Source organism: Metabacillus litoralis (assembly GCF_020524045.1).
In the GTDB taxonomy this organism is placed as follows: Bacteria; Bacillota; Bacilli; order Bacillales; family Bacillaceae; genus Metabacillus; species Metabacillus litoralis_C.
Genome location: NZ_JAIVKL010000001.1, coordinates 485,707 through 502,775, shown reverse-complemented (window position 1 = coordinate 502,775; position 17,069 = coordinate 485,707). Strand labels below are relative to the sequence as shown.

At 32.4% G+C, this 17,069-nt stretch carries 19 protein-coding genes; 14 read left to right on the top strand and 5 right to left on the bottom strand.

Annotated features, from left to right (window positions below; all coding sequences use genetic code 11):
- Positions 1-36 precede the first annotated feature (36 nt).
- Complete coding sequence (locus LC076_RS02390; RefSeq protein ID WP_226665879.1) at positions 37-1,101, top strand: CAP domain-containing protein; 1,065 nt, start codon at positions 37-39, stop codon at positions 1,099-1,101.
- Positions 1,102-1,442: 341 nt separating this feature from the next.
- On the opposite strand, the gene LC076_RS02385 is transcribed toward LC076_RS02390, so the two are convergent.
- Positions 1,443-1,931, bottom strand: coding sequence for a PaaI family thioesterase (locus LC076_RS02385; protein ID WP_226665877.1), 489 nt, complete (start codon positions 1,929-1,931; stop codon positions 1,443-1,445).
- A gap of 192 nt (positions 1,932-2,123) precedes the next feature.
- On the opposite strand from LC076_RS02385, the gene LC076_RS02380 reads away from it, so the two are divergent.
- The 5 genes from LC076_RS02380 to LC076_RS02360 all read left to right on the top strand — a co-directional run bounded on the left by LC076_RS02380 (position 2,124) and on the right by LC076_RS02360 (position 5,342).
- Positions 2,124-2,516: a YlbD family protein gene (locus LC076_RS02380; RefSeq protein WP_226665876.1), complete on the top strand. Its 393-nt coding sequence runs from the start codon at positions 2,124-2,126 to the stop codon at positions 2,514-2,516.
- A gap of 630 nt (positions 2,517-3,146) precedes the next feature.
- Complete coding sequence (locus tag LC076_RS02375) at positions 3,147-3,386, top strand: YlbE-like family protein (RefSeq protein ID WP_226665874.1); 240 nt, start codon at positions 3,147-3,149, stop codon at positions 3,384-3,386.
- A gap of 316 nt (positions 3,387-3,702) precedes the next feature.
- Positions 3,703-4,137, top strand: coding sequence for a hypothetical protein (locus tag LC076_RS02370; RefSeq protein WP_226665872.1), 435 nt, complete (start codon positions 3,703-3,705; stop codon positions 4,135-4,137).
- Positions 4,138-4,403: 266 nt separating this feature from the next.
- Positions 4,404-4,847: a YlbF family regulator gene (locus LC076_RS02365; RefSeq protein WP_226665870.1), complete on the top strand. Its 444-nt coding sequence runs from the start codon at positions 4,404-4,406 to the stop codon at positions 4,845-4,847.
- Positions 4,848-5,069: 222 nt separating this feature from the next.
- Complete coding sequence (locus LC076_RS02360) at positions 5,070-5,342, top strand: YlbG family protein (RefSeq protein ID WP_226665869.1); 273 nt, start codon at positions 5,070-5,072, stop codon at positions 5,340-5,342.
- 243 nt (positions 5,343-5,585) lie between these two features.
- Here the strand turns inward: LC076_RS02360 and LC076_RS02355 are convergent, their stop codons facing one another.
- Entirely contained in the window at positions 5,586-5,975 is a 390-nt protein-coding gene (locus LC076_RS02355; protein ID WP_226665866.1) for a methylthioribose kinase, read from the bottom strand.
- A 702-nt stretch (positions 5,976-6,677) separates the two neighbouring features.
- Between LC076_RS02355 and rsmD the strand changes: the two genes are divergently transcribed.
- Positions 6,678-7,247, top strand: a complete 570-nt coding sequence (rsmD, locus tag LC076_RS02350; RefSeq protein ID WP_226665865.1) for a 16S rRNA (guanine(966)-N(2))-methyltransferase RsmD — start codon at positions 6,678-6,680, stop codon at positions 7,245-7,247.
- Between the two features lie 2 nt (positions 7,248-7,249).
- On the top strand, positions 7,250-7,735 hold the full coding sequence (gene coaD / locus LC076_RS02345) for a pantetheine-phosphate adenylyltransferase (RefSeq protein WP_226665863.1): 486 nt from the start codon (positions 7,250-7,252) through the stop codon (positions 7,733-7,735).
- A gap of 477 nt (positions 7,736-8,212) precedes the next feature.
- On the opposite strand, the gene ylbJ is transcribed toward coaD, so the two are convergent.
- The gene (gene ylbJ / locus LC076_RS02340) at positions 8,213-9,436 is read right to left on the bottom strand and encodes a sporulation integral membrane protein YlbJ (protein ID WP_226665861.1); all 1,224 of its coding nucleotides are present in this window, start codon (positions 9,434-9,436) and stop codon (positions 8,213-8,215) included.
- A 452-nt stretch (positions 9,437-9,888) separates the two neighbouring features.
- On the opposite strand from ylbJ, the gene LC076_RS02335 reads away from it, so the two are divergent.
- The gene (locus LC076_RS02335; protein WP_226665859.1) at positions 9,889-10,689 is read left to right on the top strand and encodes a patatin-like phospholipase family protein; all 801 of its coding nucleotides are present in this window, start codon (positions 9,889-9,891) and stop codon (positions 10,687-10,689) included.
- A complete protein-coding gene (locus LC076_RS02330) occupies positions 10,679-11,704 on the top strand; it encodes a SepM family pheromone-processing serine protease (RefSeq protein WP_226665858.1) in 1,026 nt (341 codons plus the stop codon). The genes LC076_RS02335 and LC076_RS02330 overlap by 11 nt, the downstream gene beginning before the upstream one ends.
- Positions 11,705-11,816: 112 nt before the next feature.
- Here LC076_RS02330 and LC076_RS02325 read toward each other — a convergent pair whose 3' ends face one another.
- Positions 11,817-13,040 (bottom strand): nucleotidyltransferase, encoded by a 1,224-nt coding sequence (locus LC076_RS02325; RefSeq protein WP_226665857.1) that lies wholly within the window; start codon positions 13,038-13,040, stop codon positions 11,817-11,819.
- A 347-nt stretch (positions 13,041-13,387) separates the two neighbouring features.
- On the opposite strand from LC076_RS02325, the gene LC076_RS02320 reads away from it, so the two are divergent.
- The 4 genes from LC076_RS02320 to LC076_RS02305 all read left to right on the top strand — a co-directional run bounded on the left by LC076_RS02320 (position 13,388) and on the right by LC076_RS02305 (position 16,404).
- A complete protein-coding gene (locus LC076_RS02320; RefSeq protein ID WP_226665856.1) occupies positions 13,388-13,903 on the top strand; it encodes a YceD family protein in 516 nt (171 codons plus the stop codon).
- A gap of 79 nt (positions 13,904-13,982) precedes the next feature.
- A complete protein-coding gene (gene rpmF / locus LC076_RS02315) occupies positions 13,983-14,156 on the top strand; it encodes a 50S ribosomal protein L32 (RefSeq protein WP_102229597.1) in 174 nt (57 codons plus the stop codon).
- A gap of 657 nt (positions 14,157-14,813) precedes the next feature.
- The gene (locus LC076_RS02310) at positions 14,814-15,587 is read left to right on the top strand and encodes an enoyl-CoA hydratase/isomerase family protein (protein WP_226665855.1); all 774 of its coding nucleotides are present in this window, start codon (positions 14,814-14,816) and stop codon (positions 15,585-15,587) included.
- 172 nt (positions 15,588-15,759) lie between these two features.
- Positions 15,760-16,404, top strand: coding sequence for an RsfA family transcriptional regulator (locus tag LC076_RS02305; RefSeq protein WP_226665854.1), 645 nt, complete (start codon positions 15,760-15,762; stop codon positions 16,402-16,404).
- 122 nt (positions 16,405-16,526) lie between these two features.
- Here the strand turns inward: LC076_RS02305 and LC076_RS02300 are convergent, their stop codons facing one another.
- A complete protein-coding gene (locus LC076_RS02300) occupies positions 16,527-16,991 on the bottom strand; it encodes an N-acetyltransferase (protein WP_226666161.1) in 465 nt (154 codons plus the stop codon).
- Positions 16,992-17,069: the final 78 nt, after the last annotated feature.

Here is a 17,069-nt window from a genome sequence, read left to right as displayed (position 1 = left end):
ATAATGATAGTAGCAAATTGTAAGGAGGCGAAGAATTTGCGGATTTTATCAAGAGCACTCGTTATTTTTATTATTATTTTTCTAAGTTATACATTATTTATGTATTTTGGACAATATACTCCTAATGAACAACATCAAGAAGAAAATGTGCAGATATCAAATGAAGAGTTGTCAGTAAAAGAAGATAAGGTGGAAGAGAAAGTTACTTTACCAGAGGAAGGTATCATTTCTCTTATGAATAAATCTTCAGAGGAAATTACAGCATTGATGGGTGAACCAGATCGTATTGATCCTTCAGCATATGATTATGATTGGTGGATTTATGAATCAGACAAGCAACAATACGTCCAAGTGGGTATCCTTAATCAAAAAGTTGTTTCTGTTTATGGAATCGGAAGTGAATTAAATGTAAAACCGTTTACTATCGGACAGACTCTTCAGGATATTTTTAATATTCAACAGATTACCTCGAGCTTAAAACTTGATTATGAAGGAAATTCATATCGTTTTGAATTTTCAGAGGAGGACATGAACACAAGACCTACTGTCGAGCTTGGAAATGTTTATGTACAGTTGTATATTGATAAATTTGATGGGATATTATCTAGTGTTCGTATAATGGATGCAGAAACTTTTGTTAAACAAAGATCTTACGAAGTGACTTATAGAGGGAATCTAATTGAACCTGATGAAATTTCTGAAGATAAGTGGGAGAAAATTGAAGAGGGATCTGAGAAACAAATTTTAGCTATTACAAATATGTTACGCTCAAGACATAATGCTCCAGCAGTAAAGTGGCATGAAGCCACATCAGGTGTTGCATTTTTGCATAGTCAGGATATGAATAAAAACAATTACTTTTCACATGAATCTCCTACTGAAGGAACTTTAGTTGATCGACTTGCTCAATCAGATATTAAATATGAAATGGCAGGAGAAAATATTGCTGCACAATATGTGGATGGGATAGCAGCTTCAGAGGGATGGTTAAATTCAAAAGGACACCGAGAGACAATGCTGAACGAAGAATTTACTCATTTAGGGATTGGTGTTGATGAATTATATTACACACAGAATTTTATAAAAACATGGAACCGCTAAATTAAAGAAAAAAGATGAAGAGTCAAGTAAAAGCGACCTTCATCTTTTTTTGATTTTGTTTGTTGCTGTGGATATTATTTAATTGATTTTGTTCTTGTATGTAATAAATCCTTTCCTAAATATGAATTTTAGCTATTATAAGTACTGTCATTTTTATTAGAAGGTTTTAATTTGGCTTTTAATTTGCTTTTCTATATGCACGTCTTTCAGCATATTCAACACATAGAGAACAGATGAAAATTTTTTTGTTGTATTGATTAAAATAATAACGTCCCACCTTGCTTTTTTTCTTACATAATTCACATTGTTTTTTAAAGAAATAATTTTTCATATCAGACTTCCTATCCTCTATTTATGATAAAAAAGCTAGCGGTGCTATGGGCGATTAATGTCCCATCATCTCTATATACTTTTCCTTCTGTCACAATTGTTTTATTTCCCTTATGTATGAGGTTTGCTTTACAAGTTAATTCCTTTCCAACACCTGGTGCCACATAGTTTATTTTAATCTCTGTAGTTACTGCAGCTTTATCAGGTGGCAAAATATGATGAACTAATCCTCCCATTGCGGAATCTAGTAAAGTAGCAGTTATTCCACCATGAACAATATTAAGTGCATTTTGAATGATTGGTGTATTGGGAATTGTTATAGAAAAGAGATCATCTTTATATTCACCTTCTGCATGAAGAAGAGAGCCAATATATGATTTCTTCTCATTATGTTGCTTTTTCTTTAAACCGCTTAGTAGTAGTGTTAGAACATCTAGTTCTTCTTGATTCGCATTTTGCGTGATTTCATTAAGGGTATTAACTAACTCTTCCTTATTCATCGGTTTATCCAACTCCTTTATTTAATGATATTTTACCAGAATTTTCTTGGGAGAATCAATTTTTCTTATAGGGTCAATATCTTTCACATAACTCAACAACAAAACAAAGATTGTTTCCTTAAAAATGGGCGAACAAATTAGATGTTTTTCAATAAGATATCATAGGCAAATGTATTGACGAGGTGATATTAGATGACATCAAAAAAAACACATCCATCTGTTCAACAGTTTAAAGAATTTGTAAAAAAACATCCTAAGCTTGTACAGGAAGTTCGTAAAGGGAATAAAGATTGGCAGGAAGTGTTTGAGGATTGGTACTTACTTGGTGAAAATGATGTTGTTTGGAAGCAATTTAAAGATGGCGAACGTGAATCTGATACAAAGGAAAGTAAAGTTGATTTTATGTCACAAATGCTATCAGTCGTAAAAAAAATGGATATGAATACAGTAAATGACCATATTACAAATATGAGCAGTACGATATCAACTATTCAGGGCTTATTTGACCAATTTGGTGGATCGAAAGGTTCTAGCCAGCAATCTACAAGCAATAGCCAAAATCCCTTCTCATTTAGGAAGGATTAACCTGATTTATCGTTTTTAAAGATTTAATGTGCCTATTGTAGGAAAGGTTTTTAATATCTAGCTACAATAGGTTGACTTTCTACAGTCATTTTTAGCTGGGCAGATATACTCAAGGCTAATTTAGGATTGAAGGTCGGAATCACCTTTTATTGAGAATTTTATTCGTGCTAGTGGTTGACCAGGATTCCTGCGTTTATATATTAGGTAATGTTAAACTTTGTTGTTAACTTCCATTACAGTTATTCACTTTTTTTAAAAATGAAGTTTCATTTTATTAGGCTCTTTTCTGAAAGATTGTTGCTAAGTAACCTAAATATCCTGTAGAAACAGTGGTCTTATTACCAAAAAGGTACTATTGAATGAAGAAAAGATGCTAATAGTCATTATACAGCGCTTTTTTTCCAAAGTATTAAATGCAACAAAATTTACGAAAACAGCCTCTTGTTTAGAAAAGAATAATGAAAAATCTGTACTATCGGTAAGGATTTTCGTATGCTCTGCTCCTGTGTGTTCTCTCTTTGATGCGCCTTTTTAAACAGGGTTCAATTTTTCTTCTACATTAAGCAGTGCTAATAATCGACACTCAGCTATAACATCTAATAAAGAGATTTGCAATAGGGGAGGATTTTAATGAGAAAAGAAGTTCAAAAATTTATAAACGACCAAAATGATAGAAAAAAATTTTTAAGAGAGCAGCCACATTGGTATCGAAAGCTGTCAAGAAATCCAAATGATTTTGAATCAATGGAGATTGAGATGATGAACTATTACCAAAGAACAATTCCACATAAAGTTCAACAATTTACAAATTCTGTTCAAATGGCTTCTATGATGGTGGCAATGTTTCAGTCAATGAGACAACAAGATTAAAAAGGTAGGATATTCTCTCAAAAATTGTTGTTTTTATATTATGGAATGGAGTGGAACACACTTGACTCTTAAGGGCTCAATAGGAAAGGTCGAGACTCCACAGCCGTACCAAGGAGATTTCGACTTCTGCCCCCCAGAGAATCTTGTGCCAGTAGCAGACAGCAACCACCATCCGTCATAGTGTCAAGTTTCTTAGTTATGGCTTCTTAAAGATTAGAGTCTTCGGCTTACCAATAAAAATTTTTACTATGGTAAAAAACGACGATTCATGATTTCGTTCTTCTTAGTAAACAATAAAAAAAAGGAGGCGGATTAGATGAAAAAGTTACCGATTATGTTAGCTTTGTTAATGATCATATTAGTAGGTTGTACAGAGGACAAGCCTAGACCAAAGGGAGTTGTAAGTGATGTTATCCCTGTTCAGGTTAATAATCTTTCTGAAGATGTGGTAGCAGTTGTTAATCAAACAAATAAAAATACATTTGATTTAAATTACCATATAAGAGAACAAAACGTATATGTAGAATGTTTTATACCAGGGTTTATATTTGAAGATATGAATAGTAAAAATAGAAAAGATAAAGTTCATTTAAATGTGACAGTAGATGGTCAAAAAACATTGGAAATTTATACAGCAGCCTTTATATTAAAAGGATTAGATAAAGGAGTACACGATATAGCAGTTGAGGTTATGCAAAGTGATTCATCATCTAATCTTATGAAAAAAACTTTTCAGATTAAAATCAGGTAAATGAATTTGTCGTAAATTAGTGCGGTTGATTTTTGATATAGACATTCGCTGATTTCGTGTTTAGGGAATCTCCTCTGGGTTTAGTGCCTGGAGGTTTTTCCTTTTGGCATACAAATCACCTTGGAGTTTAACGTCTACCTCTTTTCATAACTAAATCCCAAATGTCATCATTTAGTTATAAATCTAGGAATTAATTTTATCTAATGATTGGATTTTTCATTTCTAGCTATTCATGTTAAAATAATTACTGGAGGTGCATACACCCTATGTTTGCAACTATTGAAAGTATTCAACTATTAGATGAAGCTGAACAACTTGCGGATTTAGTCCTTCAGTCGGAGATTGCAGAACAGTATCGTCGTAGTTATAATATATTGAAAAATGATAAAGAAGCTCAAGAATTAATTTATAGATTTACAAAGGTAAAAGATCTTTTTGAAGATGTTCAACGATTTGGAAAATATCATCCTGACTATCGAAAAATCACTAAGGATTTAAGAGATACTAAAAGAGAGCTTGATTTAAATGAGACAGTCTCAAATTTCAAAAAAACCGAAAATGAACTTCAATTATTATTAGATGAAATAAGCGTTGAGATTGGTCAAGCTGTTTCAGTTCATATCAAAGTCCCAACAGGTAACCCTTTCTTTGAATCAAGCTGTGGTGGAGGCTGTGGTACTGGTGGAGGTTGTGGCTGTAAGGTATCATAAAGTCTATATATCTCTTATGATTCATTCTAGAGTTTAACAAACAAAACCACAAATGTAGGGGGAATTTCTTCCTTCATTTGTGGTTTTGTTAATATTTAAGAGAGAAATAAGAAAATTACTATAGACTTTTGTTAAATATTGATTCATGATGCTATTATAGATAATGGATTGAATAGGATATTATGGTGAGGAAAATCTTCACCCTATATAAGGAGAATTATTATGTTTGAAAAACGGCAGGGAATTGTTGTTTGGGTACATTCATTAAAACAGTTAAAAATGCTTAGAAAATTTGGGAATGTTCATTATGTTTCGAAGCGTTTAAAATATGTTGTTCTTTATTGTGATATGGACGCTGTTGATCAAACCGTACAGAAGCTTTGTACATATTCATTTGTTAAACATGCTGAACCATCATATAAGCCTTATTTAAAATTGGAATATGAATCAAAAATAGACAAGGCGAAAGAGTACGATTATAAACTAGGGTTATAAAGAAAAAAGGCAGATCATTAGCTACTAACATTTACTGTTTGTTTGCTAATGATTTGCCTTTTTTTAGTAGGGCTGTTTTCGCATACTTTGTTGCTCTTAAATACCCGAAGCAATCAGCACTGTATTAAATCTAGTGGCATCTTTTCTTCATAAATAGTATTCCTATAGTAAAAAAACACTGTTTTCACTCCAAATCTTGGTTACATAGAAAAAATCGTTCAGAAAAGAGCCTTTAGTAATCCCTTACCTCATAGGTGGAATGATATGATTTAGCCTTAATATCCCAATTAAATATTGATGATATAATTCCTTTTCATTAAATATGGTTGATGGTTTTACATCAAGCGAAATGATATTCATCTGTAAGTAAGTAGCTAATTCTTCGAATAAATCATATCGTTTATTTGCTTTTTGGGTTGGGTTTGGTAAGCCTTCTCTACACATATAAAGAGCTTGGAAATCCCCTATCGTCGTTGGTTGCATCACAACAACAATTGATGTGATATCATTGTTATTTATTTTTGTATGTAATGCAATTAACTTTGATATTCTATGTTTATTTGCTTTTGCTGTTTCAAGTAATTCATAAATATCTGAGTAACCCTCGCCTAATTCAATAAATCTTTGGATCATCGTGTATCCCCCTGAGTTCATAAAATAATAAAATGTTAGTAATTAAATCAAATTTTAATATATCATGTTGTTTTATCTTAGAAAATAGAATTTTTATCGTCTTTATCTAAGGCTCTTTTCTGAAAGATTGTTGCTAATTGACCTAATTATTCATTGTAAACATTGTTGTTCAAGCAACAATGTTTACGAAAAATGTTATTACAAAGTTTGTTTGATCGATTGTAACCGTATAATAAAATTAAAGTATACGATTGAAGATTAGGTAGTTTTACCGGAATTAATTCCAAGCATATTACTTGTAGAATATACATCTTTCAGCAAATAACAAAAGAAAAGATAAATAAAACTAATAAAAAAAACCCTACAGTAAAACCTGTAGGGTCCTTCAAAACCTTTTATCAACTAAAAGGCTGAAGGCAAAGGGAGAGGAGAAACCGGAGGAAGAACTTATGGGGAAACGTAAGTCTTCTCCGCGGTTGGCAACAACATCAACGAATCGATGTTGTTACTCTCATTATCACCAAATGGATTTTCTGTATACATAATAAATGGAAATTTTTCTAAAAGATCTTTGTAAGGTAATATATTGTAACAACTTGAATAGCTATGGTAGGATAAAATTGAACTTTTCATTCGGGTAAGATGATTGTTGTACATGTAATATGAAATGTAAATTTATAATTAGAAATAGTGGTGAAAGAATTGAGAGTAGTTTCAGGTGATTTTAAAGGTAGACAACTAAAAGCTGTACCAGGAGTAACAACAAGACCAACAACAGATAAAGTTAAAGAAGCCATTTTTAATATGGTGGGCCCATATTTTGAAGGTGGGACAGCATTAGATTTATTTGCTGGTAGTGGTGGTCTTGGAATAGAAGCGTTAAGTCGAGGAATTGATCATTGTATATTTGTGGACCGGGAAGCAAAGGCCATTCAAACAATACATAAAAATTTAGAACTTTGTCGTGCAACTGGTTCGTCAGAAGTTTATCGGAATGATGCAGAACGAGCTATAAAGCCAATTGTTAAAAGAGGGGTTCAATTTTCTTTGATTTTTTTAGACCCACCATACAAGCAACAAAAATTGAAAGCGCTTATAAATATGATTGATGAAAATAATTTGTTAAAAAAAAATGGGTATATTATTACAGAGCATGGATCAGATGTGGAATTGGACATAGAAATTGGTAGATTCATTCAATTGAAGCATGAAACCTATGGAATGAGTTCTATTACGATATATAGAATTAACAGTGGTCAAGAGGAGGAGTAATCATGGGAAGCATATCAGTTTGTCCTGGAAGCTTTGATCCAATCACTTTTGGACATTTAGATATTATTAAAAGAGGTGCAAAGGTTTTTGATCAAGTGTATATTTGTGTATTAAACAACTCATCAAAAAAGCCTTTATTTACTGTTGAAGAACGTTGTGAACTAATTAGTGAAGTGACAAAGGGTATACCAAACGTAATCGTTGAATCATATCAAGGGCTATTAATTGATTATGCGCGTGACAAAAAAGCTCAAGCAATTTTAAGAGGATTAAGAGCGGTTTCAGATTTTGAATATGAAATGCAAATAACATCAATGAACCGTGTCTTAGATGATAATATTGAAACTCTTTTCATGATGACAAATAATCAATATTCTTTCTTAAGTTCAAGTATTGTAAAAGAGGTAGCTAAATATAAAGGTGATATTTCTGATCTGGTACCATCAGTCGTTGAAAAAGCATTAAAAAGTAAATTTACAAATGAATAAATACAAAAAAGCCTTGATTTTGATGATCAGGCTTTTTTTGTTTTTAATTAATTGGATTTTTTTCTTTAATCTCCTCTAAGAAGAATTGCCCTTTGAAAAAGCCGGTAGTAGGGATTTTTCTTTAATCTTCTCTAAGAAGAATTGCCCTTTGAAAAAGCCGGTAGTAGGGCATTATTATTCCCTAGAAAAAAGGTGCTTTTTTTCTAGGGAAAGCGAATGCCTGTAACAAAATCAACAACAAAGTTAAACAGAGACAATTAGTTTAATAATACACAAACCAAAAAAATCTAAAATAACATGATCCTATTATAAGGCTGTTTTCGCAAACTTTGTTGCTATTAAATACCTGAAACATTCAGCACTGTATTTAAGTCTAGTTGCCCCTTTCCTTCCTAAAATAGTACCGTTATAGTGAAAAAACACTGTTTTCAATCCGAATTTTGGTTACATAGCAACAATCGTTCAGAAAAGAGCCTATTATAAAGATTTAGAAAAGATATTGCGTTTACCATACAAGTATATATAGATAAACAATGATGCTATTGTAATTAAAGGTCCAATTTTAACCACAGCTTCCCAATACTCTCGTGCCCATTCAGGACTATTTAACATTATTACAACTGGAAGATCATTCGTGGAGAAAGTTTGTATGTTGACATACAAAGGATTAAAGAGCAAATAAGCAATACAAGCTGAATAGATCCCTTGAAGGATTCTTGCCATAAAGAATGGTTTAAAGCGAATGTCTGTATCTGCAAGAATACTGGCAACCTGAGCCTGAATTGATAGTCCACCAAATGCTAATATAAAGCTAGCAATCATGACTTTTTCCACTAATTTTACATTTGTTTCACTGACTAACTGATTTCCTAGGGTTATTTCAAATATCCCTGTTATAAGAGGAACACTTAGTTCGGATGCTACATGAAAAAATGCTAAAATTCCTGAAATAATAATGGCAAATAGCTCTGTAACATGAATAATAGAAAGGATTTTATTGAAAACTGAGAACAATATGATAAATCCACCAATCATTAAAAGAGTCTGAATAGAAGAAATAACAGCGTCTCCAAGCATTTTTCCAAGCGGACGTCCCTCTTTTACTCTTGTCGTATGGAGCTCTTTAAATGCCATTGTTATCGAGGAGAAAAAGGTTACTTTATGATTATTAGATATTGTTTCGGTTGTTCCACCATAAAACCTCATCGTTAATCCCACACAAAAATTTCCTAAATAATGAGCAGATGCAAGGAGAATCCCTAATGCTGGATTATTAAAAAAACCAACGGCAACTGCACCAAATATAAATAATGGATTAGAAGAACTTGTAAATGAAACAAGTCTTTCTGCTTGTACAGATGTAAGTTGTTTTTCTTGTCTTAATCTTGCTGTAAGCTTAGCACCTGCAGGATTGCCTGATGCCATTCCCATTGCCCAAACAAACCCACCAACCCCTGGGACTCGAAAAATCGGTCGCATCAGTGGCTCTAACAAAACACCTATAAATTTTACAACACCAAAGCCTATAAGTAATTCTGAAACAATAAAAAATGGTAGAAGTGATGGGAAAACAACTTCCCACCAAATTTCTAATCCTCTTGTTGAGGCATCAAGTGATTCTTTAGGATTTAATATAATGGAAATGGTAAGTCCACTAATAAAAATAGCTAGGACTATTGTTTTTAGTTTTGAAAGACTCAAATGTGACGCCTCCTAAATCACAATCATAATTGAGGTACAGTATTGTAGTAGTGTCCGATCTTGTGAAAATAATATAAACAAAACGTATATAAGCATGTTCTATTGATTAAAAACAAAGGGCTTAGTAGTGGGTTCTGAATACATCAATACAAGAAATATGTACAATCCTCATTAATTCAATATACGTGAATAGGTACACATTTTAGACCATAAGAATGACGTATAGGAAAATTATCTATTTTTATAAATTATTAATAGCTCACTGTTGCTTTTTACACTGAATTAGTTGAATGGAATGAATGAGACTCCTATTTTTCAAAGCATGACAAGTAAGACTACAAGAACTGCTTTGAAAGAAGATATCTGTAATGGGAATCCAAACAACTATTTATCAGAATTCTAAGAAATAGTAACCTTTTCGAAGGATCATTTTGTATAGGGAGGGATTCTCTTTGGGTAAGAAACCTAAAATTGGTTTAGCACTTGGTTCTGGTGGTGCAAGAGGATTTGCTCATTTAGGAGTATTAAAGGTTTTACAAGATGAAGGTATTTCAATAGATTTAATTGCAGGAAGCAGTATGGGTGCTCTTGTAGGGAGTTTTTATGCTTCTGGTTTAAGCATTGAGAAAATGAATCAATTTGCGTTAGCTTTTAAAAGAAAATACTACCTAGATTATACAATTCCTAAGATGGGCTTTATATCTGGAAATCGTGTGAAAGAACTTATACGTATATTTACACATCAAAAAACGTTTGAACAACTTGATATTCCTGTTGCAGTTATTGCAACTGATTTATATGATGGTAAAAAAGTGGTTTTTAAAGAAGGATCTGTTGCTGATGCTGTTAGAGCAAGCATTGCGATTCCTGGAATCTTTGTTCCTGAAAAGATTAATGGTAGACTATTGGTAGACGGTGGAGTAGTTGACAGAGTTCCTGTTTCAGTGGTTAAAGAAATGGGTGCTGATATCGTGATAGCAGTAGATGTATCACATGTTAAGAAAAATGAAGATATTACATCGATTTTTGATGTTATTTTACAGAGTCTAGATATCATGCAAGATGAACTTGTTCACCATCGAGAAATTGCATCAGATGTAATGATTCGTCCACATGTAGAGCAATATAGTTCAAGAGCATTTAAAAATACGAAAGAAATCATCGAAATTGGTGAAAAAGAAGCTAGGTTGCAAGTTGAAAAAATACATAAGCTTATTGAGAAGTGGAAGGAGACCAACTCTGATGAAGAGTAAAACCATTTTTAGAACGAGTCTATTTTTAGCAATTATTGTTCTCATTACAACCTTTATTAAACTTCCTTATTATGTCACCCAGCCAGGAATGGCGTCTGAATTGCAGCCCATCGTAGAAGTGGAGAATGGGTTTAATAAGGAAGAAGGGAGTTTCTCTTTAACAACAGTTCGATTTGGTAGAGCAAATCCTTTAACTTATCTATGGGCAAAATTTAATGATTATCATTATTTACATCCTCTAAGAGAAATTAGACGTGAAGATGAGACAGATAAAGAGTATTTTAATCGTCAATTACATATGATGGAGGTTTCTCAGGAATCCGCAATCGCAGTAGCTTATAAAAAAGCAAATAAGATAGTTGATTTTACGTTTCATGGAATTTATGTTGATGGTGTTGTAGATGATATGCCTGCTTCAAGTATTTTGAATGTAGGGGATCGGATTCATCGAGTGGATCAAAATGAATTTAAAACAGCAGAAGAATTTATTGAATATGTTAGTAGTAAAAAAGAAGGTGATCAGGTTATTATTGGCTACGAAAGAGAAGGAGAACAAAGAGAAGCTAAAATTAAGCTAGCTCCATTTAAAGATCAGCCAAGTAAAGTTGGTATTGGTATTTCATTAGTAACAGATCGTGAAATTGATGTTGAACCTAATATTACTTTAAAGACTGAAGAAATTGGAGGTCCTTCTGCAGGTTTAATGATGTCACTGGAAATATATAATCAACTAGTTAAAGAAGATATTACAAAAGGCTATAAAATTGCTGGTACAGGAACAATTAATGCTGAAGGTGAAGTAGGACCAATCGGTGGAATTTCACAAAAAATTGTTGCAGCTGATCATGAAGGTGTTGATATATTTTTCGCTCCTAATGAAAAGAATAGTGCTACATCAGATTATAATGAAGCAGTTAACACAGGTGAAGACATTAAAACAAAAATGAAAATTGTCCCTATAGATACCTTTGATGAAGCGATAAACTACTTAATGAAAATAAAACATAAAAGCTAAAATATATTTCTATCCAAAATTACATAGCCACTCATAAAATGAAAAAATTATTAATTTACTTATTTTATGAGTGGCTTTATTGACTAAAAAAGAATGTTGCCTTTTTGTCACATTACCTATCAATTCGAATTGGAGGATGAGTAAACTCATCGTTTAGTCGTAAAGAACGTTGTGGTTCACTAAACACCATGTTGTATGTATAAGCAGCTTGAATGTCAATAGATAAGATTGGGTGTTGAAACGACGATACTTTTGAGATAATTGGTAATGAGATTTCTTTCTTAGTTGAATTTAAATATTTTTGACCTTTCTGATTCATTCCTAATAACCTTATGTATGGAGATGTTTCAGTTGTATTTATCATCTGCATTTGTTGCTTTGTTGTTTTTGTCAGTATGTGTGTACAGACTCTTTGAAGTCTTGTCCAGGTGTATCTTTTTGATTTTAATTTTTCCATAAGGTCCTGAAAGCTAGTTGATTTAATAATTATTTTTAGTATTCGATTTTCTAAACCTTCTTCTACCTCATAAATTGCTTCAAGGTCTTTACTACTCATTGTTAAAATGGAATATTTTAAAAAATGATAATAGCTCTCCCAATTGTGAAGAAACTTGTTATCAAATTTGTATTTGGTTAAAATATTCAATGTTTCTGAAGGTACATAGTGGCTAATCGTTGAATATTCATTTTCAACAGAGAATATTGCTTTTCGTATACTAGTAGCACTAGCAATTGTAGGACTTGAAAAAGTCTGATCATGATAATCAGCTGATGTCCGCTTAATTGTATAAGGCTTGATATTTGATTTTTGTTTATAAATTGCATGAACATAATGAAATCCTAAAATATTATTAGGTAATGAAAGATCTAACACTTCTTTATCTTTTGCTAACTCCTTAAATGCAAGTGTTAAAGCTTTAGGATAGCTTACTCCTGTTTTTACATGCTTTTTAATAAGTTCATCGTATTCTAATTGATTCTCCGTCAAAAATTCGTTCGTATGAAGAAATGGGTTTATATCACCTGACTCACTACCAAAGCAAAGGCTATTACAGCGTAATGCATCTAAAATGGAAACAGCGCCATTTGCGAAAGTTTCGGCTTTCTGTGTGGCAAAGACATAAGGCAGTTCAATGACTAAATCAACACCATTTAATAAAGCCATTTCCGTACGTTTCCACTTAGAGACAATTGCGGGTTCACCTCTTTGGAGAAAATTCCCACTCATAACAGCCACTACAACATCTGCATTTGTTTTCTTTATCGATTCTTTTAAGTGATATAAGTGCCCATTATGAAAGGGGTTATATTCAACGATAAGACCTAGAACATTCATGTTATCACCACAATTCCTTATACTATGTTAAAGCTCTTCTTGGTTTTAGATACTCTATGATGAGTGAGATCTTATAATTTACAGTCGTGTGTAACTGATTCTTTTTTAAAAACCTATCTTTTTATTATAGGTTATAGATCCTAAACGTTAAACCTCTCTATTTACTTATTTATTTGTTTTCTGTATAGTGGTTTAACGTAACAATAAATAAATTCATAACAAAAAAATTATAGGTGTTCATTTTGCAATATAAGAATTATCATGTATACTAACACTGTAAAGAAAAAATATTGACAAATTATTTTGCGAAGGCTATAATTACCTTTGTTGCCTTGAGGTGATACACGTTGAAATGGACAATTAGTCAACTACATCAATTGCAAAGCAAGGGATTGAAGATTGATGAAGAAGTTAATGTAAGTGACCTTGTCACAAGTCATAAAGACATACGTGATATAAGTCCAGTAAATGTTATTGGTAGAGCGGATCTAAGCTCAACTAAAGCAACATTTCACTTAACAATAACTGGTTCAATGGTTCTTCCTTGTTCTCGAACGTTAGTGGATGTTCAATATCCATTTTCAATTGATACAACAGAAACATTTTTATTAAAACCAGCAGATTATGATACGGAAGAGGATTTTCATCTAGTTGATGGTGATGTTTTGGATTTAACCCCAATAATAAAAGAAATCATTATATTAGAAATTCCGATACAAGTTTTCTGTGATGATGACAAAGTAGAAGGAGCTGCTCCACAATCAGGTAAAGACTGGGAAGTGATTTCTGAGGAAGCTCAGAATAACAAAGTTGATCCTCGATTAGCTGGATTAGCAAAATTCTTCGAAAATGACGAAAGCTAATGATATTTTAGCTAATATCTTACAATGAACCGATTATTTCGGATTCATCTATGTAATGCTCTTTAAGGAGGTGGGAATAATGGCTGTACCTTTTAGAAGAACTTCTAAAACAAGAAAAAGACTACGTCGTACTCATTTTAAATTACAAGTACCTGGTATGGTAGAATGCCCAAGCTGCGGTGAAAGCAAACTTGCACACCGTGTATGTAAAGCATGTGGAACATACAAAGGAAAAGACGTTGTAAGCAAATAATATTTTGCAAATAAAAACGTGAGAATCTATTGATTCTCACGTTTTTATTTAGCATCTTTTCTAAAAGATTGTTGCTAATTGACTAATTATCTGTTGAAAACAGCCTTTTTATCGCTTAAATGGTACTTTTATAGCAAAAAAGATGCGATTAGACTTTAAAGTGCTGTTTCCTTCAAGATTCTCAATGTAACATGTGTAAGAAAACAGCATTATTTAAGATCAAATCTCTGTAATTATGTAAATTTATACATGATTAGATTACAAATATTATTAGGCTATGTTAAAGCTTCATGTTGATTTTCAGCACTTTGTTGATTGGAGTGAAAGGCATGAGACCCCTGCGGGAGGAGCGTGTCAAAGGGAGACCCCACAGGCGCTTGCGCCGAGGAGGCTCCCGGACCGCCCGCGGAAAGCGAATGCCTGTAACGGAAATCAACAACAAAGTTTAACAGAGCCTATTATTAAACTACATACGAACAGTTATAACTCCTTTAATAAAAGATATAGCCTTAGTAGTTCTTGTAACATTAAGAGGAAAAGAAGTATATAATTCTATGGGAATACATAAAAAACTTCATATTATGTTTTTGTTTTGTACGATTCATTGTATTAATTTTAGGTAACAAATTTTCTATTTGAAAGAGAGGTAGAAAAGCATTGGAGAAAATAGTGGTAACAGAACCGATTGATGGAATAGTGGAATTAAAATTAAATCGTTCAAATAAATATAATGCTATTGAATTTGAAATGATGGATGAACTTAAAAAAAGTCTTGAAGAGCTTAAGGTTAGATCTGATTTAAAAGGACTTGTCATTACAGGTGAAGGCGAGAAAGCATTTTGTTCTGGAGGAGATATAGAGATTTTCCATCAGTTAAAAACACAAGAAGAATCCTATCAAATGCTTTCTAAGATGGGAGATATATTGTACGAATTAATGGTTTTCCCGATACCCACTTTTGCTTTAATTAATGGACTTGCCCTAGGTGGGGGTTGTGAAATAGCAACGGCTTGTGACTTTAGAGTAGCGAAACAAGGGGTGTCTGTTGGCTTCATACAAGGTAAATTAGCTATTACAACTGGTTGGGGTGGAGCAACAATGCTTCTAGAAAAATTAAGATATGACCAAGCGATGTCTCTTTTGTGTTCTGGAAATAAGATGTTAGTTGAAGAAGCAGAATCACTAGGATTCATTCATAAAATAATCAATAATGAAAATGACTTTTATACAGCTGCTTACAAACATATACAAGCTTCATTAATTGACCACCCAAATGTATTAAGATCTTATAAAGCAATAAAAGTAAATCAGTGGAAGCAAGCAGAATTACATAAACGAATGGTAAATGAAATCCATAACTGCTCAGTTTTATGGGGTTTAGATGAGCACCATCAAGCGGTTGAAAATTTCATAAATAGAAAAGGTAATTAAATGACAGAGTTAATAATAATGTTAGTCTCCTTCTTGTAAAAGGTATCTTGTGGATAATCATGTTTTTGTACAAATAGAAAATACTTTTATAAAAGTAATAGAGTGTAATTAGTCTATCTATTCTAGTAGCTGCATATGTATAGATAAAAAGTGACTATTGGAGGTATGAAAGATGACTACTACACGACAAGATGCTTGGACTCATGATGAGGATTTATTATTAGCTGAGGTGGTGTTGAGGCATATTAGAGAAGGCGCAACACAACTTGCAGCATTTGAAGAAGTTGGCAGAAACTTATCAAGAACTGCGGCAGCGTGTGGATTTAGATGGAACTCACATGTTCGTAAACAATATAAAACTGGCATTGAGGTTGCAAAAAAACAACGAAAAGAATTAAGATCTTTCACTTCAGAACAAGAACAACAAACAGAACAACAAGACTTTGCTAAAAAAGTGCAACAAGTAACAGAAACTTCTAACGAAAAAAATGGCAATCAAAATCAAAATACAAACACAATTAAGGAATTAATTACATTTCTTAAACAATATGAAGAGGCACCTGCAATAAATGAAATTCAAGAAGAAAATAAACGTTTATCAACTGAAATTATTGATTTAAAGGAGACTATTCAAAAACTTAAGCAAGAAAAAACTGCGTTAACACAGAATTTGCAAGTAATTGAAGCTGATTACCATGCACTAATTGAAATTATGGATCGAGTTAGAAAGATGGTTATTCTACAAGAAGATGAAAGAAATAGAAAAGTGAATTTCCAAATGGATAAAAACGGTAATTTAGCTAGAGTGGAAAAATAAAGAGTAATAAATAATCTAATATATTAACTTGTAAAATGAAGGAATTTAAAACTTGTTAAAGCGACACATAAATAGTTGAATGTTTATCAACTACTTATATGTCGCTTTTTCCATACTTTTATTTATTGTTCAGTTACTCCAGTTGGATACCAAACTAATGGATTTTCACCTTTATCACGATCCATATCGTATTTAACGGGCTCAAATTGCATTTTTGACCAAAAATCTCCTGACTTTACACGTGGATTCGTTTTAATGGGGAGGTTGAAAGCTTTGGCATAATCAACAAGTGCTTTACCATAACCTTTTCCTTGGTAATTCGGTAAAACCTCAAGCTTCCAAAGTTCTAAAAAATCTTGTTTAGGATTAAAGTATTGATCAAAGTTTTTATCAACTCGATAAAGACTCATCCTCGCTACCAGTTTGTCACCATAGTAAACTCCATAGAATGGTGAATCACTGTCGTTTTCAATGATATTAGACTGGAGATCTTCAAGCATTGAAAGCTCTTGAATTCCATATTCTCTAAATTTCTTAAATTCCTCTAATGTTTTATAATTTACTAATAACCTTTGAACTTTTAAAATGGTCAATTCCCCCTTGTTGCATCTAATTAATATTTATTGTGTAGTAAATTTTGGTTGTTATCATCTTGATTACTTTAC

Coding starts and splice junctions, on each gene's coding strand:
- LC076_RS02385 (WP_226665877.1), bottom strand. CDS start 1,931: ATGAATAAGGAAGAGTTAGTTAATACCCTTAATGAAATCACGCAAAAT.
- LC076_RS02380 (WP_226665876.1), top strand. CDS start 2,124: ATGACATCAAAAAAAACACATCCATCTGTTCAACAGTTTAAAGAATTT.
- LC076_RS02375 (WP_226665874.1), top strand. CDS start 3,147: ATGAGAAAAGAAGTTCAAAAATTTATAAACGACCAAAATGATAGAAAA.
- LC076_RS02370 (WP_226665872.1), top strand. CDS start 3,703: ATGAAAAAGTTACCGATTATGTTAGCTTTGTTAATGATCATATTAGTA.
- LC076_RS02365 (WP_226665870.1), top strand. CDS start 4,404: ATGTTTGCAACTATTGAAAGTATTCAACTATTAGATGAAGCTGAACAA.
- LC076_RS02360 (WP_226665869.1), top strand. CDS start 5,070: ATGTTTGAAAAACGGCAGGGAATTGTTGTTTGGGTACATTCATTAAAA.
- LC076_RS02355 (WP_226665866.1), bottom strand. CDS start 5,975: ATGATCCAAAGATTTATTGAATTAGGCGAGGGTTACTCAGATATTTAT.
- coaD (WP_226665863.1), top strand. CDS start 7,250: ATGGGAAGCATATCAGTTTGTCCTGGAAGCTTTGATCCAATCACTTTT.
- LC076_RS02330 (WP_226665858.1), top strand. CDS start 10,679: ATGAAGAGTAAAACCATTTTTAGAACGAGTCTATTTTTAGCAATTATT.
- LC076_RS02325 (WP_226665857.1), bottom strand. CDS start 13,040: ATGAATGTTCTAGGTCTTATCGTTGAATATAACCCCTTTCATAATGGG.
- rpmF (WP_102229597.1), top strand. CDS start 13,983: ATGGCTGTACCTTTTAGAAGAACTTCTAAAACAAGAAAAAGACTACGT.
- LC076_RS02305 (WP_226665854.1), top strand. CDS start 15,760: ATGACTACTACACGACAAGATGCTTGGACTCATGATGAGGATTTATTA.